Consider the following 21,719-nt stretch of genomic DNA (forward strand, 5'->3'; position numbering starts at 1 on the left):
GTGAGCGGGTCAGTTGGGGCGCTTGCCGTGCCAGACCAGCTCGATCATGGTGTGGTCGGGGTCGTGGATGTAGCAGAACTTGGACTGGTTCTCGGGGCGCTGGATGGGCCGGGTGTGCCGGATGCCCAGCTCCCCCAGGTGCTCCAGGAACTCGTCCCAGTCATCGACCTCGACGGCGAAGTGATAGGGCGCCATGCGCTCCATCTCCTCGACGGGCGTGAAGTGCAGATCGAAGTTGCCCCGGGTCATCAGCACCACCTTGGTGTTGGACTTGGGCATGATCCGCTTCATCCCGAAGACCTTCGTGTACCACTCGGCCGTACGGTCGGGGTCGGTCGTGGGGAAGTTGACGTGGTGGATGTAACGGGGTTCCTTGCTCATGCTCGATTCCCTTCGAGGTGTACGGGGTTGGACAGCACACCGATACCGCTGATCTCGATGTCCACGGTGTCGCCGGGCTCCAGTTGGCAGGTCGACTCGGCGCCCATCCACAGCACGTCACCGGGGTGCAGGGTGAGGTGGCGGGTCATCTCGACGATGTGGGCGAAGGGGTCGTGGACCATGTCGCCGGTGGGAAACCGCGCGCGCTCCGAGCCGTTGACGCTGAGGGTGGTCGTCTGCGCGAGCGCGTCGACGTCCGTCTCGATCCAGGGGCCCATCGGCTTGAAGGTGTCGCTGTTCTTGCTGCGCCAGAACGTGCGGTCCTGGTGCTGCCAGGCGCGGGCGCTGACGTCGTTGCCGATCGTCCAGCCGAAGACGGACTCGCGCGCCTCCTCGTACGTGGCGTGCCGGACCGTACGGCCGATGACGGCGACGAGTTCGGGCTCGGCCTCGAAGCGGCCCTCGACCTCGACCGGTTTGACGATGGGCGAACCGTGGCCGGTGAGCGCGTTGTTGGCGCGGTAGCCGACCTCGGGGCGCTCGGGTGTGGCGGCTCCCGCGTGCGCGATGTGGCGCGGGTAGTTGTAACCGACCGCGTAGAAGACGGGGGGTACGACGGGCGGCAGCCATACGGCCGTTGCGCGCGCCACCGTGCCGATGACGTCCGGTGTGCCTTCCAGCGGGGAGCCGGACAGCAGCTCGATCTCCGACTCCCCCACCCGGCTCCACACCGGCCGGCCGGCGACCGAGACTCGCGCGTACCTCATGGCACCAGCAGATGGGAGACGCGCTTGGTGACCAGGTAGGCGTCCAGGGCCTCGGGGCCGCCCTCCCGGCCGTAGCCGCTGTCCTTCACCCCGCCCGAGGGGGCCTCGTGGACCGAGCCGCCGCAGTGGTTGAGGGACAGGATGCCTGCCTCCAGTTCGTCGGAGAGCCGTTCGGCGGTGGCGGCGGAGCGGGTGAAGCCGTAGGCGGCGAGGCCGTACGGCAGCGCGTTCGCGGTCGCGAGCGCCTCGTCGAGGTCGGCGAACGGGACGATGGGCGCGAGGGGGCCGAACGGCTCCTCGTGCAGCAGCTCCGCGTCCTCGGGTACGTCGGTCAGGACGGTCGGGGCGAAGAAGTACCCGGGGCGGTCGAGCCGTTCGCCGCCGGTGAGGACCTTGGCGCCACGGGCGACGGCGTCCGTGGTGAGCCGCTCCATCGCCTTGAGGCGGCGTTCGTTGGCGAGGGGTCCCATCTTCGTGCCGTCGGCCAGGCCGTCGCCGACGACGACCGCCTCGGCGGCTTTCACGAACTCGGCGGTGAAGGCCTCGACGAGGCTCTCGTGGACGAGGAAGCGGCTCGGGGAGGTGCAGACCTGGCCTGCGTTGGCGAACTTGGCCTGCGCGGCCTTGCGGGCGGCCTGCACGGGGTCGGCGTCGGCGCACACGATCACCGGGGCGTGGCCGCCGAGCTCCATCAGGGAGGGCTTCATCACCTTGCCGGCCTCGGCGGCGAGGAGCTTGCCGACGGGGACCGAACCGGTGAACGCGACCAGGCGGGTGAGCGGGGACGCGATGAGGTGGGCGGAGACCTCGGCGGGCTCGCCGAAGACGAGGTTGAGCACACCGGCCGGGAGGCCTGCGTCGGCGTAGCAGGCGACCAGTGCGGCGGCGGTGGCCGGGGTCTCCTCCGAGGCCTTGATGACGAGGGAGCAGCCGGCGGACAGGGCCGAGGAGATCTTCCGGTTGGGGCCGCCGACCGGGAAGTTCCACGGTACGAAGGCGGCGACAGGGCCGATCGGCTCACGGCGCACGGTCAGTACGGTGCCGGGGGCCGACGGGATGATCCTGCCGTAGGCGCGGCGGGCGTCATCGGCGTGCCAGCGCAGGGTCTCGGCGGTGCGGCGGGCCTCGCCGGTCGACTCGGCGAGGGGCTTGCCCTGCTCCAGGGTGCTGATCCGGCCGATCTCGACGGCGCGCTCGGCGATCAGGTCGGCGGCGGCGTGCAGGATCTCGGTGCGCCGGGCGACGGGGGTGCCGCGCCAGACGCGGAAGCCCTCCTCGGCGGCGGCGAGGGCCCGGTCCAGGTCGGCCGTCGTGGCCAGCGGCACCTCGCCGATCGCCTCTTCGGTGGCCGGGTTCACGATCGGGGCGGTGGTGCCGGTTCCGCCCTGGCACCACTCGCCCGCGATGTACATGCGGACGGCGGGGTAGCCGTGGTCGGTGGTCATGGGTGCGTGCCTCTCAGGCGGGGGCGTCCTGGTCGCGGTTGGTGCGCAGGGCCCAGATGTGGTGCGGCGGGGTGGTCTCGTGGACGCGGGTCTCGTAGGAGTCGTCGACCCGGTCCATATCGGCGGCGTACTCCACGCGGCCGCCGCAGGGGGCGTGCAGGAAGCGGAAGACGTTGGAGCCGATGGTGTGGCGGCCGAGTCTGCGGGCTTCGCGCCAGCCGCGCTCGATCATGAAGTTGCCGCCCTCGATGACGTCGTCGAAGCCGGGGACCTCGTAGGCGATGTGGTTGACGCCGGCGCGGTCGGGGCGGTGGCAGAGCAGCATGGTGTGCTGGTCCTGGTCGCCCGGGGCCTTCATGAAGACGCCCATCGGCTCGACGACGTCGGTGGGGCGGAAGCCGAGGCGCTCGGTGTAGAACGCGACCGCCTCGTCCTTGCCCGGCTTGGGGATGTTCAGGGCCACATGGCACATGCGCAGCGGGTACGCGCGCCCCAGCGGCTCAAGGGCGGTGTTCCAGCGGTTGACGCTGCCCAGCGCGTTGGCGGGGCGCGGGGTCACCGGTGCGTCCTTGGGCCGGGCCAGGGTCAGTCCGACGCCGAAGCCGGTCTCGTCGACGGTGTGGTGGACGCCGTCGGCGCTCTCCCGGACCTCCCGGTCCTTGCCGGCGGCGGCCACGAGTCGCTCCAGCTCCTCCCGGGTGTCGACGCCCCACACCACCTCACGCAGGGTGGGCCCGCCCTCCACGGGTGCCGGCAGCAGCGGTCCGGGCTCGGTGTCCAGACGCAGTGTCTGGCCGGTGAGCGTCTCGAACACGGCGTGCTCGTCGGTCCGCTCCAGCAGGAACAGCCCGAAGTCCTCGAAGAACCGGACACACTCGCCGAGGTCGTCGATGCCGTACGTGACCGATTCGATTCTCTGGATTCCCATGGACTCCTCGTTTCCGGGTCGCCTCGTGAGCGTAGGTTTCGGATCGCCGGACCCTCAATGACCCGAGCCGCACGAGGTGCGCAATCGTTTGTTGCAGTTACGGCCGGATCGCCGGGATCGGGTTCTGCGAGAACCACTCGCTGAGGAAGTCCAGGAAGACGCTCACCTTGCGCGGGGTGTCGTGTCCTGGGCCGTAGATCGCGTACAGGGGGCGGTCGGGGACCGCGAGGTCGGGAAGCAGGACCTGCAGGGCGCCGGAGACGAGGTCGTCGTAGGCCGGACGCTGTGGGAGCAGGGCGATGCCCCGGCCGTGGACGGCCGCCTTCTGGAGCGCGATGTAGGAGTTGGACGCGAAGGCGATGTTGCGGATCTTGTGCAGGGTGCTCGCGTGCCCGTGGCCGATGCGCCAGACCGGGTCGTTCACATGGACCAGGCAGTCGTGGTGGGCGAGGTCGTTCGGGTGCGCGAGGGTGCCGTGCCGGTCGATGTACGCCTTCGACGCGCACAGTACGAACGGCAGCGAGGAGACCTTCTTGAGCCGGACGCTGGAGTCGCGCAGATCCCGGGTGTGGAATGCGACGTCGAATCCGCTGTCCAGAAAGTCGTAGGTCCGGTCGGACATTCCGCCGAGTTCGAAACGGATCTGGATTTTGGGGTGCGCGGCGGAAAAGGCGGCAATGGCGTCCCCGAGGTCCAGGCTGCCTATCCATTTCGGGCAGATGATGCTCAGCGTGCCTTCGGCGCGGTCGTGCGACTGGGCTATTCCGGCGTCCTCGGCCTCGATCTCGTCGAGGATGCGCGCGGCGAATTCGGCGTACCGCTGGCCCGGCTCGGTGAGGCTCACCGAGCGGGCCGTGCGATTGACCAGACGTACGCCCACCTGCCGTTCCAGCTCGGCGACGTGCCGTGACACCAGCGAGCCCGAGGAACCCAGCTTTTTGGCGGCCCCGCTGAAACTGCCCACCTGTGCCACGGTGACGAAGCTGTGCATGAGAAGCAGGCGGTCCATGGGTGGTGCTCCTTACTTGGGGCAGTACTGCGGCGCTTCGTCCACGTTGTCATCGGTCACCAAGACAAGAGGAATGTTGGCAATTTTGTCAACAGTCGTGTCCTTGTTGAGCAGGCCGATTGTGTTCTTGACGGCGGTCTGGCCGATGGTCATCGCCGAGTTCGCGACGGTCGCGGAGAACTGGCCGCTCTTCACCGCGGCGAGCCCTTCGTCCGTGCCGTTGGCGGTGACGATCTTCACGTCCTTGGCACCCGCCGCGTCGAAGGCCTTGCGGACCGCGAAGGCCATCTCCTCGTTGGCGACGAAGGCGTAGTCGAGGTCGGGCTGGGCCTGGATCATGTTCTCGGCGACGTCCTGGGCCTTGGCCGGGTTGAACATGCCCGGCTGGTTGGCCACCACCTTCGCGGTCGCCGGCAGGGCGCCCTTGAAGCCGCCCACCATCAGGTCGGAGGCGGCGCCGGGGGCACCGGCGACGATACCGACCTTCACGGCCTTGCCGGCGGCGTCCTTCTCGATCCAGCCGGCGTCCAGCGCGCCGAGCTGCTTGAGGTCGACCTTGGCGACCCCGAGGACGTCGGAGGTGTCCGAGGTGGCCACGGAGGTGAGGTAGATCGGGATGCCCGCGCTCTTCGCCTTGGCTATGTCGCCTTCCAGGGCGTCGACGTTGACGGTCTGCACGATCAGGGCGTCGACGTTCCGGGCGATCATGTCCTCGATGTTGGACAGCTCGGTACCGGCGTCCTGCTTGGAGTTGGCCGAGTAGACGGTGGCCTTCTCCGTCTTGGCCGTCTGCTCGACGGCCTTCAGCAGGCACTGGTGGAAGTTCGTGTTGGCGCCGTTGACGAACCCGAGGGTGACCGAGCTGTCGACGTCGCCCCCGGCGTCGGACTCGGAACCGCAGCCGGAGAGCACCAGGGCGGCGACGCCGGCGAGCGAGGCCGCGGCGGTGCGGCGGGAGCGGATCGTGGGCTTCATGGAGTTGGCCTTTCCTGCATCGTTGAAGAGAAGGGTGTGGGCGTGGGGGGGCGCACTGGGGGCTGCGGAAGTGTTCGAGGTCCGTGCGGTGCTAGTGGCCCGGTACGGACTTTCGCTGGAACTCGTTGATGACCGCGGCGACGAGCAGCACCCCGCCGGTCACGACGTACTGGTAGTAGCTGTTGACCTGGAGCAGGTTCAGCGCGTTGGCCACGACGCCCAGCAGCACAACTCCGAGCACGGTTCCCACAACGGTCCCGTGGCCCCCGGCGAGCGAGGTTCCGCCGATGACCACCGCGGCGACGGCGGTCAACTGGAGTTGCAGACCCCCGGTGTTGGGCGCGGCAGCACCCAGTCGGGACAGCAGCATCAGTCCCGCCAGCCCGGCGAGCGCGCCCGCGAGGGCGTACAGCGCGAGCTTGCGTCCGGAGACGTTGATGCCGCTGAGCCGGGCCACGTGCTCGTTGCCGCCCATCGCGAAGGCGTCCCGGCCGAAGGTGGTGAACCGCATGGCCAGGCCGATCACGGCGAGCACCAGGACGGCCACGACGCACAGGTAGGGGATGCCGAGCACCTTGTCGTTGCCAAGGGCCCACATCCGCTGCCCGATGGTGATCGACTCGCCGTCGAGGACGAGCAGGGCCACTCCGTCGAGCAGCATCGCGGAGGCGAGCGTGGCGACGAAGGGCGCGACCCGGGTGAAGGTGACGACGAGGCCGTTGACCAGGCCTATGAGGGTGGCCAGCAGCAGGGTGAGCACCACGGTCACGAAGGTCGGCCGGCCGTCGTGCAGCAGGGTCGCGCCCACCGACACGGTCACCGCCGCGTTGCTGCCCATGGAGAAGTCCATGCCGCCCGCGGTCATCAGCAGGGTGAGCCCGGCCGCGATGACGGCGGTGACGCTGATCTGGCGGAGCACGTTGAGCAGGTTCTGCGAGGTGGTGAAGGAGTCCGCCTGGACGGCGGTGAACACGCACACCAGGACCAGGACGACGACGAGTCCGCCGTGCGGGATGTGCAGCAACTCCCTTGGGGACCATCGGGATTCGGTGCGCTCGGCCACGGTGTCCGGGGCGGCCGAGGGGGTCTTGAGGCTCACTTCGGCTGACCTCCGAGTGCGGTGGCGACGAGCTCGTCGCGGGTGATGGCGGTGATGTCGTGTTCGGCGACCGTGCGGCCCGCGCTGACCACGACGACCCGGTCTGCGAGGCGCATGACCTCCTCGGCTGAGGAGGAGGCGAGCAGTACGGCGACGCCGCGCGAGGCGAGGTCGTCGACCAGGGTGTGGATGTCGGCCATGGCGGCGACGTCCACGCCGTTGGTGGGGTCTTCGAGGAAGCAGGCGACCGGATCGGTCTCCAGCCACTTGCCGAGCAGGACCTTCTGCTGGTTGCCGCCGGAAAGCGCGCCCACGGGCGGGTTGCCGGTGAGCGCGACCACTCCGTAGTTCTGGCGCAACGGGGCGGCGCGGCGGGCGAGTTCACCGCGGCGGTGCAGTCGGCGGCGGGCGAAGCGGTCACCGGCCAGCATCAGGTTCTCGTCCAGGGTCAGCCCCTGGACCAGGCCGAGGGTGCGACGGTCGCCGGTGACACAGCGCAGCCCGCCGGCGAGTGAGGCGGCGACCCGGCCGAAGGGCACGGCCCGGCCGTCGACCAACAGCTCGCCGGTGTCCGGGCGTTGGCGTCCGGACAGCAGGTCGAACAGCCGTGACTGGGCGTCGCCCGCGGGTCCGAGGACGGCGACGATCTCGCCCCTGCGGACCTCGACGGAGAAGTCCCGGACTGCCCGCCCATGGGTCAACCCCCGTACGGCGAGGCCGTGTTCGTCCTTGGGCGCGGGCCGCTCGGGTCGCCGGGAGACGACATCCCGGCCGACCATGCTGCGCACCAGCGAGGCCGGGTCCATCTCCGCGGCGGGCGCACTGGTGACCACCGCCCCGTCGCGCAACACGGTGAGGCGGTCGGCGACGGCCATGACCTCGTCGATGTAGTGCGAGATGTAGACGACGGCGACCCCGTCGTCCCGCAGGGTGCGCACCAGTGAACGGATGCGGTCCGCGTCCTTGGCGCTCAGACACGCGGTCGGCTCGTCGAGGATCAGGATCCGGCCGCCGCGGCGCACCTCGCGGGCCACCTCGACCATGGTCTGTTCGGCCACGGTGAGGGTGCCGGCGACCCGCTGCACATCGATGTCGATGCCGAGCCCGGACAGGGCGGCGCGGGCCTCGTCCCGTACGGCCTTCCAGTGCACGGTACGGCCGCGGGTGGGCAGGTCGCCCAGCATCACGTTCTCGGCGACGGTGAGCCCCATCGCCAGCTCGCGGCGCTGTGGAACGCAGGCGATGCCCAGCCTGCGGGCCTTGCGCACGGTCAGCCCGGAGTGCTCCTTGCCGCCGACCTCGACGGTGCCGCCGTCGGCCTGGTGCACTCCCGAGAGGACCTGCACCAGCGTCGACTTGCCGGCCCCGTTCATGCCCATCAACGCGTGGATCTCGCCGGGGTACAGGTCGAGGTCGACTCCTTTGAGGGCGGCGGCCCCGCCGAAGGACTTGGTGACGCCTCTGACTCGTAGGACCGGAGTCATGGCCGGTCGCCCTCGGGTGCCACCCGGCCGTAGCCGCGGATGTCCGGGAACGGGGGCTCCTTGTCGGCCTGGAGGTCCACCTGGAAGGTGTTCAGGCACATGCCGAGCATGGTGAAGTTGCCGAGCGCGCCGATGGTGTCGACCAGGCCCTTGGAGCCGAAGTGCGCAAGGGCGGCCGCGAAGGTCTCGTCGGTGACGAAGTGCTCCTCCAGGATCTCCCGGCAGAACCGGTAGAAGGCCTGGTCGGCCTCGTTGTCGAAGACGGCCTCGCGCTTCTCCGCGATCGCCTTGACGGCGGCCTCAGGGATGCCGGCCTCGATCGCCTGGTGGACGTGTGCGTTCCAGGAGTACTGCGCGTCCCAGTTGCGGGCCGCCATCAGCAGCGCGAGTTCACGCAGATGCTTGGGGAGGGAGCAGTCGAAGCGGGCGAACGCGCCGAGGGACTCGGCCCGTTCGCACATCTCGGGGCTGTGCAGCCAGACCCGGAACGGCCCACGGACGGCACCACGGCGACCGGCGATCCGGGCGGCGAGTTCCTGCTGCCGCGGGTTCATTTCCTCATCGCTGAGAACGGGGAGCCTCATCTGGCCGTTACCTGCCTTTTCTTTCCGGCGCGTTACCCGCACTGACCGAAAACCGTGCGGTGCCAGGTGAAGGTACAGCCGCGTCAGGAAAGCTCACCCCTCCCGGAGTGCAAGGTAAAACTGCACGCCGGAGGCCCCCCGTCCCACCGGCGGCGACCTAACGTCGTTCACCATGACCACCATCATCAAAGTCACGTCGGTCCCCCCGCTCGACCGCGGCGGAGCCGTCGTATCGACCCCGTTGATCACCACCCCGTCGGCCGGCGGGGAGAACCTGATCACCAGCGGGATGAGCGTGTACCCGGTCGGTTCCGGGGCGCCGCTGCACTCGCACAACTGCGACGAGCACGTCACGATCCTGGAGGGCGAGGCGGAGGTGTGGGTCGACGGCGAGGTGACCAAGCTGGAGCAGTACGACACCACCTACGTCCCCTCCCCGATCCCCCACCTCTTCCGCAACATCGGCGACACTCCGCTGCGCATCCTGTGGGTCTACTCCTCGGGCCACGTCACCCGCACCTTCACCGAGACCGGGGAGACGGTGGAACACCTCTCGGCGGAGGACCAGATGAGCTCGGACTGACCGCTTCCCGGCCGCCTCGCTGACATGGGCGGCAGCGGGCGCGGGACCGCGCACCCCGAGCAGGCCTCTCAGCGTCCGTCGGACCGGCTGAGGGGCCTGCGCCTTTCGTGGGCCCACGAAAGGGAACGCGAGGAGCCTCGCGCGACGCTCCTGCGCGCCGACAACGAGTCGGCGGTCGGTCCGGGCCACGCGGGCACCTGTCACCCCGACACCACTCAGCCCGCCCTTCGACGCGGCCGACATCAAGTTCCCACGGGGCGCGTCCGCCCAGCGATCAGAGCAGCGCCCCCAAGACTCGCGCGGCCGCATGCATGCTCCCGCACGACAAGGAACCGGCGATCGGTCCGGGCCACGCGGGCACCTGCCACGACGGGGCCACCCCCACCCCGACACCCCTGAGCCCGCCCATCGACGCGGCCGACACCAGGATCCCCCAGAGTGCGTCCGCCCAGCGGTCAGAGCAACGCCCCCCAAGACTCGTGGGGCCTCCACGTGCGGCTGGTGCCCCAGGGCACCGAGCGGCCCTGCCTGCGGAGCAGCACGCCGAACGCCGGCTCCCGCGTCCTCGCGGTGGCCGGCGTTCGTCCTCGCCCCTGGGGCGGCCGTTCTTCGGGTCAGTGCGCGGCGACCAGCTCCTGCTCGCTGCCACTGGCCGCCTGCTTGGAGCTGCGCAGGGCGGCGATGCCGATGAAGACCATGGACGACAGGCCGGCGATGGCGAAGGCGGTGAAGCCCCAGTCGCCGTTGCCCGAGGCGAGGAGCTGGCCGCCGAGCCACGGGCCGAAGACGGCGCCGAAGCGGCCCATGCCGGAGGTCCAGCCGACGCTGGTGGCGCGGTTGTCCGGGGTGGAGCGGATCGAGACGGTAGCGTAGATCATCGTCTGGGCGCTGTTGAGGAAGACACCGGTGAGGAAGACCACGATCATGGTCACCGTCTGCGCCATGTGGACGCTGAGCAGGAAGACTCCAGCTGCGGTCAGCGCGAACCACAGGGCAGAGATGCGCGGGGCCCCGAACCTGTCGGCGGCCCGGCCCGCGACCAGCATGCCCACGATGCCGCCGAGGTTGAAGACGACCACGAAGGACAGCGCGTCGCCGAGCGCGTAGCCCTCGGTGCGCATCAAGGTGGGCAGCCAGGTGGCGACGCCGTAGACGAGGAGCAGGCCGCCGAAGGAGGCGATCCAGTACAGCAGGGTCTGGGTCCACTCGCCGCCGCGGAACAGGTTGAGCAGGGCGTCCCAGCGGTCGGCGGCGGTCTTCTTGCCGGCCGCGGCGGGCAGTTCGACGTCGTAGCGCTCGGCGAGCGCCGCAGCCTCCGTGCTGCGGCCCTTGGCAACCAGGAAGCTCAGCGACTCGGGCAGGAACTTCGCGAGCACCGGGGCGAAGAGCAGCGGGAGCACGCAGACCCAGAACGCGGCACGCCAGCCGACCGGGTCGATGAGCCACTTGGCGACGTAGGCGGAGAGGATGCCGCCCGCGTGGTGGGCGGTCATCAGCAGGCCGATGATGAGGGCGCCGCGGCCGCGGGGGGCGTAGTCGGAGACCATGCTGATCGCGGTGGGCAGCAGGCCGCCGAGGCCGACGCCCGCCAGGGTCCGGCCGAGGCCGAAGACCTCGACGCTGCCGGATATCGCGCACAGGCCGGAGGCCAGCGAGAAGAGGATCACACAGCCGACCATCAGCTTCTTGCGGCCGACCCGGTCGGCGATGGTGCCGGCGGTCAGCGCGCCGACCAGCATGCCGAAGGTGGCGTAGCTGCCGAGGTCACCGGCCGTGTCGGGGGTGAGGCCGAAGGTCTTGGTCTCCAGCAGGTGCGGGAGCACCGAGCCGTAGATGAACATGTCGAGACCGTCGAAGAGCACGGCCAGCCAGCACAGACCGACGACCAGGAGAGCCAGTCTGCTGCTGCGAGCGGACAGCAGGGAGGGGGAGGAAGACATCGTTGGTTACCTCTCGTACTTGGTGCGCTAGACGCTAAGGAGCCACCCCCAAGGTGTCAACGCTTTTGTCAACAATCTCATCGACAATCTGGGGGCGGCCCGGAAGAGCGCAGCTCAGGCCACCGGTGGCGTCCCGTGCGTATGGAACGACTCGATGGTCTTCAGACCCCAGGCCTGCCCCTTCTTCCGCTCTTCCTCGGTCCAGGTGACGAGCGGCCAGTCGGGTGCGAGGACCAGCCGGGTGAGCGGGTTGCACAGCTCGATGCGGTTGCCGCCGGGCTCGTAGACGTAGAGGAAGAACGTCTGCTGGATGGCGTGCTTGTGTGGACCCGTCTCGATGAACACCCCGGTGTCGATGGCGAGATCGGCCGCCCGCAGGATGTCCTCACGCGTGTCGGTCGCGAAGGCGATGTGGTGCAGCCGGCCCTCGCTGCCGGTCCAGTCCGAGGTGTAGACGACGTCGTACGACTTGTTCGTGTACGTCAGCCAGCGCGCCGCGATCTTCCCGGTGTCCAGCCGGATCTGCTCGGTGGGCCGGGCGCCGAGCACGTTCTGCTGGAACTCGGCGTTGGCGAGCACGTCCGCGGCGAGGAAGTTGATGTGGTCCAACCGCCGTACGCCGACTCCCCTGTTGGGCTTGGCCTGCGGCTGGTTCTTCAGCGCGGGCTTCAGCTCGTCGGGACAGCGGTAGTACTCGCTCTCCCAGTAGAGGGCGTGTTCGTGGCCGTCCGGGTCGGTGGTGACGTAGAGCTTGCCGAGGCCGGGTTCGTCCTCGACCCAGGTGCCGGTTCCGCCGGCCTCCTCGTTCGCCTTGATACGGCGATGGAGGGCCTCCTCGCTGGAGGTGCGCAGGGCGAGTCGGCCGAGGCCGGGCTGTTCGCGGGCGGTGAGGACCAGGCTGTGGTGCTCGTAGTCGTCGTAGGTCCGCAGATAGACCGTGTCGCCGTCCTGGCCGTTGACGGTGAGGCCCAGGTAGTCGGTGAAGAAGGCGACGCTGGCGTCCAGGTCCGGGGTGAAGAGCTGGGTGTGGCCGATATGGGCGATGTCGCCGAGCGGCGGAGTCATCGGTGACCTCCTGTGGGTCGGTCGGCGGCCCGGGGGAAGACGGTGCCGTCGAAGATCTTGCGGGCCGTACGGACCACGGCGGTACGGCGGGCGGAGGGGCGGCCGTCGGGGGTGGCTCCGAGGCTACTTTCGATATCCAGGAATCCCGTGGGATGTTCTATGCGAATTCGGTCACTTTCGGGATCGAGCACCGCGAGCTCGGCGCCCACGCTGCCGTCGATCCGCAGGCCCGCGGCCACGCTGGCCGCGCCCAGCACACCGATGGAGGTGTGGCAGCGCACGGGAATGAAGGTGCGGGTGGTGACCGCACCGCCGTCCCGGGGCGGGGCGAGCAGGGTGAGCTTGGGGACGGTGGCGTCGGACACATCACCGAGGCCCATCAGACGGCCCGCCTCCAGGCGGATGGTCCGCAGGCGATCGGCCAGGGCCACGTCCTCCTCCAGGTCCCTTGGCAGCTCGTAGCCGGTGACCTTGAGGGAGTCGGCCACTATGAGGACGGTCGGCATCCCGTTGTTCACGCAGGTCACCTCGACGCCGTCGATGACGTCGACGGCATTGCCGGTGGGGAGCAACTCCCCCGCGCTCGGCGGGAATTCGATGACCACGGGCGCCGCCGTCCCCGGCACGCCCGAGATCTCGGCGCTCCCCGTGTAGTCGACGCGGCCGCCGGGGGTCGGGAAGGTCGCGGTGGCGTAGTCACCGGAGTTGACCATGCGGATCCGGACGGAGGTCTCCTGCTCCCCCGCCGGGACGAGTCCGCGCTCGACGGCGAAAGGACCGACGCCTGCGAGGATGTTCCCGCAGTTCTGACGGTCACTCACCTCGGGTCGGTCGACGACGACTTGGAGGAAGAGGTAGTCGACGTCGGCCTTCGGGTCGGCGGACGGGGAGATGACGGCGACCTTGCTGGTGAGCGGGTGCGCACCGCCCAGTCCGTCGATCTGCCGCTCGTCCGGGCTGCCCATGATCCGCAGCAACAGGTCGTCGCGCAGGGCCGGTTCGGCGGGCAGGTCGGCGGCGAGGAAGTAGGCGCCCTTGGAGGTGCCGCCCCGCATCAGCAGACAGGGCACCTCCTCGGGCACGGCGGTCACGACGACTCCCCCGCGTACTCCTCGTACGACTTGTACTCGACACCGAGGTTCTTCAGCGTCTCCCGCAACCCGTAGCGGTCCAGGCCGAGTTGGCCCTCGATGAAGGCGGCGCGGGTGGCGGCCTCCTTGGCCTCGCGGGCCTCGGACTTCTCGACCGCCTGGGCCACGCGCTCGCGCGGGACGACCACGACACCGTCGTCGTCGGCGAGGACCACGTCGCCCGGGTTGACCACCTGGCCGTCGATGGCGATCGGCACGTTGACCGAGCCGCCCGTGGCCTTGACGGTGCCCTGCGAGGAGACCGCGCGGGACCAGGCCGCGAAGCCCATCTCGCGCAGCTCCTGGGTGTCCCGGATACCGGTGTTGGTGACGACTCCGCGCACCCCGCGCTGCTTCAGGGCGGTCGCGAACAGTTCGCCGAACAGCCCGTCCGTGCACGGCGAGGTGGTGGTGACGACCAGGATGTCGCCCTCGCCGCACTGCTCGACGGCCGCATGGATCATGAGGTTGTCCCCGGGCCAGCTGAGCACGGTGACGGCGGTGCCCGCGACCCGTACGCCCTGCTGGACTGGACGGACGTCCGGTCCCAGCAGGCCGGTGCGGCCCATCGCCTCGCTGACGGTGGCCACGCCGTACTGTGCGAGCGCGTCGACGTCCTTGAGGGCCGCCTTCGGCGGGTTGGTGACGATGACGCCCATCAGGACAGCTCCTTCGCGATCTGCGGGTAGGGACGCATGAACGCCTCGGCCATGGTCTTGTGGGCCAGGCCCAGGTTCGGCCCCGCGTTGCGCTTGAGCTGGACACCACGACGGACGGCGAGGTCGGTGTAGTAGTCCCACAGGTGCTGCTGCGCGCCGAGGCACTCCATGGCCTTGCGCTTGGTGTCCCAGACCTCGGTGATGTCGAGGAGGACCTCGGGCTTGAAGCCGCTCATCTCGGGCTGGTGCGGCTCGAAGTAGAAGACCGGCGGGGCCCCGATGATCTCGCCCTCTCCCGGGTAGCCGATGGCCTGCGCGAGGACGCGGGCCTCCAGGGCCATACGGTTGGCGGCCGGGTGGTCGCCGTTGTACGGATCCTCGACGGGGTGGGTGAGCACGACGTCGGGCTGGGTGGCCCGGTAGACCTCGACGAGCTGGTCGGTCAGTTCTGCGGTGGCGACCAGCGGGTAGTCGCCGGCGTCGAAGAAGCGGACCTCGGCGCCGAGAGTGGCGGCGGCCCGCTCGGCCTCGTCCCGGCGTATCGCCTTGATCTCGTCGAGTTTCTTGCCCTCGCGCCAGGCCTTGGCGGACTCCCCGCGCTCACCGAAGGTCAGACAGGCGATGGTGACCTTCTCGCCCCGGGAAGCGGCCAGGGCGATGGCACCACCGGCGCGCCACACGAAGTCCCCGGCATGTGCGGTGATCACAAGTGTCGAACGTGGGCTGGCGGGCGCGCCTGACTGCGTCATTACTCGAATCTCTCTCTGTTCAGGCGGCTCGCCTCCGGGGGCTCCGGCCGGTGTCGGGCCCGCGACCGTGCTCAGCCCTTCGGGCCTCCGCGCGCTCACGCCCTCGACACCGGCACGCCCCTTCGGCTCACTCGCCGGGAGTGGACAGGTGTACGCCCGCCTCGCGCGACTCAGTCGCGCAGCGCCTCGATCACGCTGGTGAGGTGGGCGCGGACGGCCTGCTCGGCCGCCTGCGGGTCCCTGGCCCTGATCGTCTCGATCATCGCCAGATGTTCGTTCAGGGAGTGCTGCGGGCGTCCGGGCCTCAGCGCCAACTGGAAGCGGTGCCGCACCAGTTGGGCGTTGAGCCGCTCCAGCAGATCCACGGCGGTCTGCTGGCCGGAGAACTCCCGGACCTTGGCGTGCAGCGCCTGGTTGAGCTCGGAGTAGGTCACCGGTTCGCCGTCGGCCACGGCCTTGGTCATCGCCGTGCCCAGCTCGGTCAGCTCGGCGAGCTGCTCGTCGCTGGCCAGGGTCGCCGCCTTGGCCGCGCACAGTCCTTCGAGGACCATGCGGCACTCGGTGATGGCGACCGCCTCCTCGACGGTCACCACCCGCACCCGGGAACCCCGGTTGCGGATCCGCTCGACGAGGCCCTGGGCCTCCAGATCGATGAGCGCGGCCCGGATGCTGGCCCGTGTCACACCGAACTGCTCGGCGAGCTCGTTCTCCACCAGCCGTTGTGCCGGTGCCATCTCGCCGTGCAGGATCGCCTGCCGCAGCTGCGCGAACGCATGCTGTTTGGCCTGCTCTCCGGTGCTCGGACGGGCTTCTTTCGGCATCGTTGCCCTCCCTGAGTGAGTGCCTGTCGAACCTAAATCTAGCCAAACAAGATTGTCAACAATTTTGTCTGCCGTATTGCAGTCATCGGTCTTGACGATGGAGCGGGCTCGACAGTTCCAGGCCCGGGCGGCGCGGATACCGGTTGGCGGTCGACTCGGCCGTCGTCCAGACATTCCGTCCCGTGGTGATCGCGGTGAGCCAGTCGCCACGTCATGGGGCTCCCGTACGGCGGGACGCCCCCTCGGGCCACAACCGTGCGGGCGTCGGTCCCGGTACAGCGGTCCACGAACAGCGCCCGCCCGGTGAGGTCGGCCGGCCGGAACGAGCGATGCCGGGCCGGCGGATCGGCGACGGCCATCGCGCACGGCCGCCGTTCCGGTTCGACGATCGCCGACCCGAAGCGCTGGTCGTGCAGTTCTCGGCGCACGACGGCCAGGTCGCAGGCGCGCCCCACGAGGCCAACCGAGGCCGAGTCGGTGCGCACGAGGTACGGCTCCGCCTACGGGCGCGCGGGGCTTCAGCGAGGCTGGAAGCCGAGCGTGTGTCGGCCGGACGCCGAACGCGCGTACCCGACGCGCACCTTGGGATGGCCCGAGACCGCCTCCCGGACCAGAGCACCCACCTCGCCGAGCGCCCGCCGGACGTGCGGCAGGACCCGCGGCCCGGTGGCCGTCGGGGTCACCTCACGCGAGGTCCGCCTGAACAGCCGTACGCTTAGGGCCTGTTCAAGGCAGAGAAGACGATCGGCATCCGCACCTCGCGAGGGACGCGGGAGGGCGCCGCCCCTCAGCCGTCGCCGCGGCCGAGGCGGTAGCCGAAGCCCCGGCGGGTGTGGATCAGCGCCGGGTCCTCCTGGTCGACCTTGCGGCGCAGCCGCGAGACCAGCTTCTCGATGGCCTGGTCGCCGCGGTACTCGCCCCAGACGTACCGGGAGATCTGCTCCTTGGACAGCACATGGTCGGCGTTGGCCAGCAGGTGGCGCAGCAGCCGGTACTCGGCGGGCGTCAGGTCGAGCGGGCGGGCGCCTCGACTGGCCCGGCAGGTGGCGTCGTCCAGGACGAGGTCGCCGTAGGACGGCTGGGTCAGGTTTCGCCCGGGTCGGCCGCGCAGCAGGACCTCGGCCCTCGCCAGGACCTCGGCGATCCGCAGCGGCTTGGTGACGTAGTCCTCCGTCCCCGGACCGAGTTCGGGGACGAGGGCCTGGAGCGAGTCGCAGGTGGCCAGGAAGAGCATCGGGGGCCGGTCCGCGGCGGGCAGTCTGCGGCCGCGCGCGAGGGTGTCCTGGCCGGGCAGCCCGGAGTCCCAGACGATCAGGTCGAACCGGTGCCGGACGAGGCGGGCCATGCCCTCGGCGCCGGTGTCCGCCGTGCCGACCCGGTAGCCGGCCAGTCCCAGGGTGGTGGAGAGCAGTTCGGTCTCACGGGGGTCGCCGACGACGACCAGGACGTGCTGGCCGGTGCCGAGGCGGGGCGACCGGGGCTTCTCGATGACGTTCGCGTACATGGCATGACCGTTCATGTGGGGCTCGCGCCGGAGGCCGGGGCGGAGAGGTAGAGCGGCGTCTCGGTGTGGGCGACGAAGTCGTGGACCAGCCGGCGGAAGAGCACGGCGAGCTGCTCCAGTTCGTCGGGCGTCCAGTCGGCCAGGGCCAGTTCGACGCCCCGGCGGCTCGTCTCCCGTATGCGCTCCACCGCCGCCATTCCGGCGTCCGTGAGCTGCACGCGCTGGGCCCGGCGGTCCTCCGGGTCCGCGACCCGCACCACATAGCCGCCGCGTTCCAGCTGTCGCAGCTGACGGGTGACGTGGGAGGCCTCCACGGAGAGCCGGACCGCCAGAACCCCGGGGCGCACCGGGTCGCTCGCCGCGATGTTGCGCAGGATGGCCACGGCGGCGCGATCCAGGTCCAGGCCGGCCGTCGCCATCAGCCGCTCGTGCTGCCGGGCTCTCCCGGCCAGATAGGTCATTCGGCTGAGGGCATGCTCGATCTCGACCACGTTCGCCGAGACGCACGCTGCCGGCGCGGGATTCTGTGCGGGCATGGCGCCACCCTAGAGGTAGTTGCCTAACTTAAGCAATATGCAGATGCTTGCTTGACTTAAGTAACTCGCATGTGCTTGCCTAAGTCAAGCAAGGCGACACCAGACGGGGCCCGCGTTGAGCGGACACGGGCCCTCGCGCCCGACCTGTGGGGACAGGGGAATGGCGCGGTCGTCGGGCCCGGCAGGCGGACCCACTCCCCCCTGTCCGCCACCGGGCCCGTCGGCACAACACCGCAGCAGCCTCCAGAAAGCGAGATCCCCCATGGCCACGATGAAGTCCGTCCTGACCGCGAAGGACAAGGTCGACGTGGTGGACGTCGAGCGTCCCGTACCCGGCCCCAAGGACGCCCTTGTGCGGGTCAGGGCCTGCGGGATCTGCGGCACGGACACCTTCTTCCTCCACCTGGGCGGCATGCCCGCCGGCGCCGACGGATCGATGCGGGCCGTCCCGCTCGGCCACGAGCCGGCCGGCGAGGTCGTCGAGGTCGGCGCCGAGGTGAGCGGACTGGAGGTCGGCAACCGTGTGGTCGTCAACCCGCAGGGCGTGCCCTCCGGCATCATCGGCTGCGGCGGCGACATCGGCGGCCTGGACGAGTACATGCTCATCGAGAACGCCGAGGTCGGCACGAGTGTCGCGGTCTTCCCGGACGACATGCCCTTCGACGTCGCCTCCCTCAACGAGCCGATGGCCGTCGCCCGGCACGCCGTCAACCGCTCCGAGGCGAAGCCCGCGGACAAGGTGGTCGTGTTCGGTGCCGGGCCCATCGGTCTGGGCGCCACGATCTGGCTGAAGCTGCGCGGGGTGGAGCACGTGACCGTGGTCGACATCATCCCCGAGCGCCTGGAGACCGCGCTTGCGGTCGGCGCCGACGCGGTCGTCAACTCCGCCACGGAGGACCTCACGGCCCGGCTGACCGAGCTGCACGGCCCGGCCGCCAACGCGCTGGGCCAGCCCCGGGTCGGTACCGACATCTACATCGACGCGGCGGGGGCGCCAGCGGTCTTCAACTCCGTGATCGCCAACGCCAAGTGGCATGCCAAGCTGGTCATGGTCGCCGTCCAGAAGAAGGGCGAGGTCGACCTCGGCGGCATGCTGCGCAGCGAGCTCACGCTCATCGCCTCGCAGGGGTATCCGACGGAGATCTTCGAGGTCACGGCGGAGCTCGTGGAGCACCGCGAGCGGTTCGCGAAGCTGATCAGCCACCGGGTGCCGTTCGGTGAGGTGGGACGGGCGTTCGAGCTGGCACTGACGCCCGGAGCCGCGGAGAAGATCGTCGTGACCTTCGGCGACGATCAGGCGTAGGTGCGCGTCCGAGAGTGCCGCGATCTGCCGCCGTGCGTCTCTGCGGCGCCATCGCGGCTTGTCGCGCGGTTCCCCGCGCCCTGAAGGGCGTGGGGGTACACGGCACTGGACAGCCAACATCCAGGCCGGCGCCGTCGGCCGGATGCCGCCCGCGCGGCCCGAAGAGGCAGGCCGGAGGACTCGCCGCCGAACTGGCCGACACCACGTCCTCGGCGCTGCGCGAGCTCAAGGCCACCGAGGGCCTGCTGCGGCACGACACCGACCCCGCGACCGGCCCCGGCAAGCCGCCGCAGCCCGCCCCGTGCCTCGCCCACCTGCCAGAACTCGCCGTGCCCTTCCGGCACGCCGGGCTCACGGTCACCCGCGGGCGTCGACACTGCGGAGGTGCGGCTCGTCCACCGCGCCGACCTTGCCCATGTCCGTCACCAACGGCGGCAGCGCGTTCAACTCCCTCTCCCCCGGCGGTGGTTACGGCCTGATCGGGATGCGGGAGCGAGTCCGTTCGACCGGCGGCCGGATCCGGGCGGGACACCGCCCTCAAGGCGGCTACCAGGTCGTCGTCGAGCTGCCGTACCACCCGCAGGAAGCGGCCGTCTGAGCCGTGTAGTCCAGCCCACACCTGACTCAACTTGCTTAAGTCAATCAATTGCGATTCACTTGAGTAAGTCAAGCAATCCATTGTTTTCCGACGGAGGCCCCAGCCCATGTCCGACGCCCTTGCCCGACCCGCCGAAGCAGGGTCGTCCGCCCCTCCGAAGCCGAATGCCGTGGTGGCGGTGCTGGCCCTGGCCGGAATCGTCGTCTCGCTGATGCAGACCCTGGTCATCCCGATCGTTCCCGAGCTCCCCAAGCTCCTGCACGCGGAGGCCTCCGACACCGCCTGGGCGGTCACCGCCACCCTGCTCGCCGCCTCCGTGGCCACCCCCGTCGTCGGACGGCTCGGCGACATGTTCGGCAAGCGCCGGATGCTGCTGCTCAGCATCGTGCTGCTGGTCTCCGGTTCAGTGGTCTGCGGTCTCGCCGACTCCCTCGCCCCGATGATCATCGGACGTGCCCTGCAGGGTCTGGCCGCCGCGGTGGTGCCGCTCGGTATCAGCATCATGCGGGACGCGCTGCCCGCCGACCGGCTGGCCGGGTCGACCGCGCTGATGAGTGCCTCGCTCGGTGTCGGTGGTGCGCTGGGTCTGCCCTCCGCCGCGTTCATCGCCGACAACTGGAACTGGCACATCCTGTTCTGGGTCTCCGCCGCTCTCGGCGTCCTCGCCTTCGTCCTCGTCCTGCTGATCATCCCGGAGTCGAAGGTGCGCGCCGGTGGCCGTTTCGACCTGGTCGGCGCGCTGGGTCTGTCGGCCGGTCTGGTCTCGCTGCTGCTGGCCGTCTCCAAGGGCGGCGACTGGGGCTGGACCAGCGGCTCCACGCTGGGCCTGGGCATCGCCGCGATCGTGATCTTCCTGGCCTGGGGCTGGTGGGAGCTGCGCAACACGCAGCCGCTGGTCGACCTCCGCACCACCGCCAAGCCGCAGGTGCTGTTCACCAACCTCGCCTCGGTCGCCCTCGGCTTCTCGATGTTCGCGATGTCCCTGGTGCTGCCGCAGCTCCTCCAGCTGCCCTCGCAGACCGGCTACGGCCTGGGCAAGTCCATGCTGACCGTCGGTCTGGTGCTGGCGCCGCAGGGCCTGGTGATGATGGCCATGTCCGCGGTCTCCGCGGGTGTCACCAAGGCCAAGGGTCCCAAGGTCACGCTGATGATCGGTGCGCTGATCGTGGCGGCCGGCTACGGCCTGAACATCGTCCTGATGTCCGAGGTCTGGCACCTCGTCCTGGTCTCCTGCATCATCGGCGCCGGCGTCGGCTTCACCTACGGCGCGCTGCCCGCCCTGATCATGGGCGCCGTTGCCCCCTCCCAGACGGGTGCCGCCAACAGCCTCAACACCCTGATGCGGTCCCTGGGTACCTCCTTCGCGAGCGCCCTCGCCGGTGTGATCCTGGCCCAGATGACCACCGACTTCGGCGGCACGGCGCTGCCCTCGGAGAACGGCTTCAAGGTCGTCATGGCCATCGGCGCGGGGGCCGCGCTGCTCGCCTTCCTGGTGGCGACGTTCATCCCGCGCCAGCGCCAGGCTGCGCCGCAGGCTCCGGCCGACGGGCCGACGCAGCCGGCGGAGGTCGGCGCCAAGGCGTAGGGCCGGCTTGATCTGTACCGGTACACCGGCCAAGCGGCCGTCGCTTCCTTCCGGGAGTGACGGCCGTTTGGCGTTGGTGGGGGTGGCGGTGGTGTTGCCGGGAGTGGCAGCCGCTTGGGGTTGGTGGGGGTGGTGTTGGCGTTCTGGGGGCGGCGGCCGCTTGGAGTTGGTGACGGCGGAGGCCGCTGGGCGTCGGTGAAGGGAGGTCGCTGGGCGTCGGTGAAGGTGGAGGCCGGGGCATCGCCATGCGGAGTGGGGCGGCGGCTGCTCGGTGGGGGCGGGGGCATCGCCCTTGCGCCGGGCGGAAGGTCGCCGCCCAGGTCGCCGAGGGGGCGGTGAATAGGCAGTCACACGGCCCTCAGACGGGCGGCCAGGGGGGCGCCGTCGGACGGTCGGCGGGCGAGTGGTGGCGGGTGGGTCGGTGGTTGAGCAGCGGGGTGCTCGCGGCCAGGCCGCGTTCGCACAGCGGGCGCGGCGCGGGAGCGCGGGCTGCCGGTCCCCTTCCTCGGGCACGTCTTCGACCGCGGGCTGAGGGTGCTCGCGGCCAGGCCGCGTCTCGCACAGCGGGCGGGGC

The 21,719-nt window shown here is 70.2% G+C and carries 22 protein-coding genes; 4 read left to right on the forward strand and 18 right to left on the reverse strand.

Features of this window, described 5'->3' with window-relative positions; all coding sequences use genetic code 11:
- Positions 1 to 9: 9 nt before the first annotated feature.
- The 9 genes from ACI2L1_RS10670 to ACI2L1_RS10710 form a co-directional block, all read right to left on the reverse strand.
- Positions 10 to 381, reverse strand: coding sequence for a VOC family protein (locus ACI2L1_RS10670; RefSeq protein ID WP_404738943.1), 372 nt, complete (start codon positions 379 to 381; stop codon positions 10 to 12).
- Positions 378 to 1,148, reverse strand: coding sequence for a fumarylacetoacetate hydrolase family protein (locus ACI2L1_RS10675; RefSeq protein WP_404738944.1), 771 nt, complete (start codon positions 1,146 to 1,148; stop codon positions 378 to 380). The genes ACI2L1_RS10670 and ACI2L1_RS10675 overlap by 4 nt, the downstream gene beginning before the upstream one ends.
- The gene (locus ACI2L1_RS10680; protein WP_404738945.1) at positions 1,145 to 2,593 is read right to left on the reverse strand and encodes an NAD-dependent succinate-semialdehyde dehydrogenase; all 1,449 of its coding nucleotides are present in this window, start codon (positions 2,591 to 2,593) and stop codon (positions 1,145 to 1,147) included. The genes ACI2L1_RS10675 and ACI2L1_RS10680 overlap by 4 nt, the downstream gene beginning before the upstream one ends.
- Before the next feature lie 13 nt (positions 2,594 to 2,606).
- Entirely contained in the window at positions 2,607 to 3,521 is a 915-nt protein-coding gene (locus ACI2L1_RS10685) for a VOC family protein (protein ID WP_404738946.1), read from the reverse strand.
- Between the two features lie 97 nt (positions 3,522 to 3,618).
- On the reverse strand, positions 3,619 to 4,530 hold the full coding sequence (locus tag ACI2L1_RS10690; protein WP_404738947.1) for a LysR family transcriptional regulator: 912 nt from the start codon (positions 4,528 to 4,530) through the stop codon (positions 3,619 to 3,621).
- A 12-nt stretch (positions 4,531 to 4,542) separates the two neighbouring features.
- Positions 4,543 to 5,505 carry a sugar ABC transporter substrate-binding protein gene (locus ACI2L1_RS10695; RefSeq protein WP_404738948.1) on the reverse strand — a complete coding sequence of 321 codons (963 nt, stop codon included), beginning with the start codon at positions 5,503 to 5,505 and terminating at the stop codon, positions 4,543 to 4,545.
- Between the two features lie 91 nt (positions 5,506 to 5,596).
- On the reverse strand, positions 5,597 to 6,604 hold the full coding sequence (locus ACI2L1_RS10700) for an ABC transporter permease (protein WP_404738949.1): 1,008 nt from the start codon (positions 6,602 to 6,604) through the stop codon (positions 5,597 to 5,599).
- A complete protein-coding gene (locus ACI2L1_RS10705) occupies positions 6,601 to 8,088 on the reverse strand; it encodes a sugar ABC transporter ATP-binding protein (RefSeq protein WP_404738950.1) in 1,488 nt (495 codons plus the stop codon). The genes ACI2L1_RS10700 and ACI2L1_RS10705 overlap by 4 nt, the downstream gene beginning before the upstream one ends.
- Entirely contained in the window at positions 8,085 to 8,642 is a 558-nt protein-coding gene (locus ACI2L1_RS10710; RefSeq protein ID WP_404738951.1) for a carboxymuconolactone decarboxylase family protein, read from the reverse strand. The genes ACI2L1_RS10705 and ACI2L1_RS10710 overlap by 4 nt, the downstream gene beginning before the upstream one ends.
- A gap of 202 nt (positions 8,643 to 8,844) precedes the next feature.
- On the opposite strand from ACI2L1_RS10710, the gene ACI2L1_RS10715 reads away from it, so the two are divergent.
- Positions 8,845 to 9,255 carry a cupin domain-containing protein gene (locus ACI2L1_RS10715; protein ID WP_404738952.1) on the forward strand — a complete coding sequence of 137 codons (411 nt, stop codon included), beginning with the start codon at positions 8,845 to 8,847 and terminating at the stop codon, positions 9,253 to 9,255.
- Between the two features lie 614 nt (positions 9,256 to 9,869).
- Here the strand turns inward: ACI2L1_RS10715 and ACI2L1_RS10720 are convergent.
- From ACI2L1_RS10720 to ACI2L1_RS10760, 9 genes are all read right to left on the reverse strand, one after another.
- Complete coding sequence (locus ACI2L1_RS10720; RefSeq protein WP_404738953.1) at positions 9,870 to 11,195, reverse strand: MFS transporter; 1,326 nt, start codon at positions 11,193 to 11,195, stop codon at positions 9,870 to 9,872.
- Between the two features lie 114 nt (positions 11,196 to 11,309).
- On the reverse strand, positions 11,310 to 12,260 hold the full coding sequence (locus ACI2L1_RS10725) for a catechol 2,3-dioxygenase (protein WP_404738954.1): 951 nt from the start codon (positions 12,258 to 12,260) through the stop codon (positions 11,310 to 11,312).
- The gene (locus ACI2L1_RS10730; RefSeq protein ID WP_404738955.1) at positions 12,257 to 13,351 is read right to left on the reverse strand and encodes a 4-oxalomesaconate tautomerase; all 1,095 of its coding nucleotides are present in this window, start codon (positions 13,349 to 13,351) and stop codon (positions 12,257 to 12,259) included. The genes ACI2L1_RS10725 and ACI2L1_RS10730 overlap by 4 nt, the downstream gene beginning before the upstream one ends.
- Positions 13,348 to 14,052, reverse strand: coding sequence for a 4-carboxy-4-hydroxy-2-oxoadipate aldolase/oxaloacetate decarboxylase (locus tag ACI2L1_RS10735; RefSeq protein ID WP_404739022.1), 705 nt, complete (start codon positions 14,050 to 14,052; stop codon positions 13,348 to 13,350). The genes ACI2L1_RS10730 and ACI2L1_RS10735 overlap by 4 nt, the downstream gene beginning before the upstream one ends.
- Entirely contained in the window at positions 14,049 to 14,798 is a 750-nt protein-coding gene (locus ACI2L1_RS10740) for a PIG-L deacetylase family protein (protein ID WP_404738956.1), read from the reverse strand. The genes ACI2L1_RS10735 and ACI2L1_RS10740 overlap by 4 nt, the downstream gene beginning before the upstream one ends.
- A 170-nt stretch (positions 14,799 to 14,968) precedes the next feature.
- Positions 14,969 to 15,619, reverse strand: coding sequence for a GntR family transcriptional regulator (locus tag ACI2L1_RS10745; RefSeq protein ID WP_404738957.1), 651 nt, complete (start codon positions 15,617 to 15,619; stop codon positions 14,969 to 14,971).
- A gap of 518 nt (positions 15,620 to 16,137) precedes the next feature.
- Positions 16,138 to 16,302, reverse strand: a complete 165-nt coding sequence (locus ACI2L1_RS10750) for a hypothetical protein (protein ID WP_404738958.1) — start codon at positions 16,300 to 16,302, stop codon at positions 16,138 to 16,140.
- A gap of 104 nt (positions 16,303 to 16,406) precedes the next feature.
- Positions 16,407 to 17,123 carry a response regulator transcription factor gene (locus ACI2L1_RS10755; RefSeq protein WP_404738959.1) on the reverse strand — a complete coding sequence of 239 codons (717 nt, stop codon included), beginning with the start codon at positions 17,121 to 17,123 and terminating at the stop codon, positions 16,407 to 16,409.
- Between the two features lie 11 nt (positions 17,124 to 17,134).
- Entirely contained in the window at positions 17,135 to 17,659 is a 525-nt protein-coding gene (locus ACI2L1_RS10760) for a MarR family winged helix-turn-helix transcriptional regulator (RefSeq protein WP_404738960.1), read from the reverse strand.
- Positions 17,660 to 17,921: 262 nt separating this feature from the next.
- Here ACI2L1_RS10760 and ACI2L1_RS10765 point away from each other — a divergent pair, with 262 nt between their 5' ends.
- The 3 genes from ACI2L1_RS10765 to ACI2L1_RS10775 all read left to right on the forward strand — a co-directional run bounded on the left by ACI2L1_RS10765 (position 17,922) and on the right by ACI2L1_RS10775 (position 21,145).
- Positions 17,922 to 18,962, forward strand: coding sequence for a zinc-binding dehydrogenase (locus tag ACI2L1_RS10765; RefSeq protein WP_404738961.1), 1,041 nt, complete (start codon positions 17,922 to 17,924; stop codon positions 18,960 to 18,962).
- 415 nt (positions 18,963 to 19,377) lie between these two features.
- Positions 19,378 to 19,560 carry a hypothetical protein gene (locus ACI2L1_RS10770; protein WP_404738962.1) on the forward strand — a complete coding sequence of 61 codons (183 nt, stop codon included), beginning with the start codon at positions 19,378 to 19,380 and terminating at the stop codon, positions 19,558 to 19,560.
- A gap of 106 nt (positions 19,561 to 19,666) precedes the next feature.
- Entirely contained in the window at positions 19,667 to 21,145 is a 1,479-nt protein-coding gene (locus ACI2L1_RS10775; protein ID WP_404738963.1) for an MFS transporter, read from the forward strand.
- Positions 21,146 to 21,719: the final 574 nt, after the last annotated feature.

Source organism: Streptomyces sp. NPDC019531, from assembly GCF_044903305.1.
Taxonomy (GTDB): Bacteria; Actinomycetota; Actinomycetes; order Streptomycetales; family Streptomycetaceae; genus Streptomyces.

Coding starts and splice junctions, on each gene's coding strand:
- ACI2L1_RS10715 (WP_404738952.1), top strand. CDS start 8,845: ATGACCACCATCATCAAAGTCACGTCGGTCCCCCCGCTCGACCGCGGC.
- ACI2L1_RS10695 (WP_404738948.1), bottom strand. CDS start 5,505: ATGAAGCCCACGATCCGCTCCCGCCGCACCGCCGCGGCCTCGCTCGCC.
- ACI2L1_RS10725 (WP_404738954.1), bottom strand. CDS start 12,260: ATGACTCCGCCGCTCGGCGACATCGCCCATATCGGCCACACCCAGCTC.
- ACI2L1_RS10675 (WP_404738944.1), bottom strand. CDS start 1,148: ATGAGGTACGCGCGAGTCTCGGTCGCCGGCCGGCCGGTGTGGAGCCGG.
- ACI2L1_RS10775 (WP_404738963.1), top strand. CDS start 19,667: ATGTCCGACGCCCTTGCCCGACCCGCCGAAGCAGGGTCGTCCGCCCCT.
- ACI2L1_RS10705 (WP_404738950.1), bottom strand. CDS start 8,088: ATGACTCCGGTCCTACGAGTCAGAGGCGTCACCAAGTCCTTCGGCGGG.
- ACI2L1_RS10745 (WP_404738957.1), bottom strand. CDS start 15,619: ATGCCGAAAGAAGCCCGTCCGAGCACCGGAGAGCAGGCCAAACAGCAT.
- ACI2L1_RS10765 (WP_404738961.1), top strand. CDS start 17,922: ATGGCCACGATGAAGTCCGTCCTGACCGCGAAGGACAAGGTCGACGTG.
- ACI2L1_RS10770 (WP_404738962.1), top strand. CDS start 19,378: ATGTCCGTCACCAACGGCGGCAGCGCGTTCAACTCCCTCTCCCCCGGC.
- ACI2L1_RS10710 (WP_404738951.1), bottom strand. CDS start 8,642: ATGAACCCGCGGCAGCAGGAACTCGCCGCCCGGATCGCCGGTCGCCGT.
- ACI2L1_RS10670 (WP_404738943.1), bottom strand. CDS start 381: ATGAGCAAGGAACCCCGTTACATCCACCACGTCAACTTCCCCACGACC.
- ACI2L1_RS10760 (WP_404738960.1), bottom strand. CDS start 17,659: ATGCCCGCACAGAATCCCGCGCCGGCAGCGTGCGTCTCGGCGAACGTG.
- ACI2L1_RS10685 (WP_404738946.1), bottom strand. CDS start 3,521: ATGGGAATCCAGAGAATCGAATCGGTCACGTACGGCATCGACGACCTC.
- ACI2L1_RS10690 (WP_404738947.1), bottom strand. CDS start 4,530: ATGGACCGCCTGCTTCTCATGCACAGCTTCGTCACCGTGGCACAGGTG.
- ACI2L1_RS10740 (WP_404738956.1), bottom strand. CDS start 14,798: ATGACGCAGTCAGGCGCGCCCGCCAGCCCACGTTCGACACTTGTGATC.
- ACI2L1_RS10755 (WP_404738959.1), bottom strand. CDS start 17,123: ATGTACGCGAACGTCATCGAGAAGCCCCGGTCGCCCCGCCTCGGCACC.
- ACI2L1_RS10720 (WP_404738953.1), bottom strand. CDS start 11,195: ATGTCTTCCTCCCCCTCCCTGCTGTCCGCTCGCAGCAGCAGACTGGCT.
- ACI2L1_RS10680 (WP_404738945.1), bottom strand. CDS start 2,593: ATGACCACCGACCACGGCTACCCCGCCGTCCGCATGTACATCGCGGGC.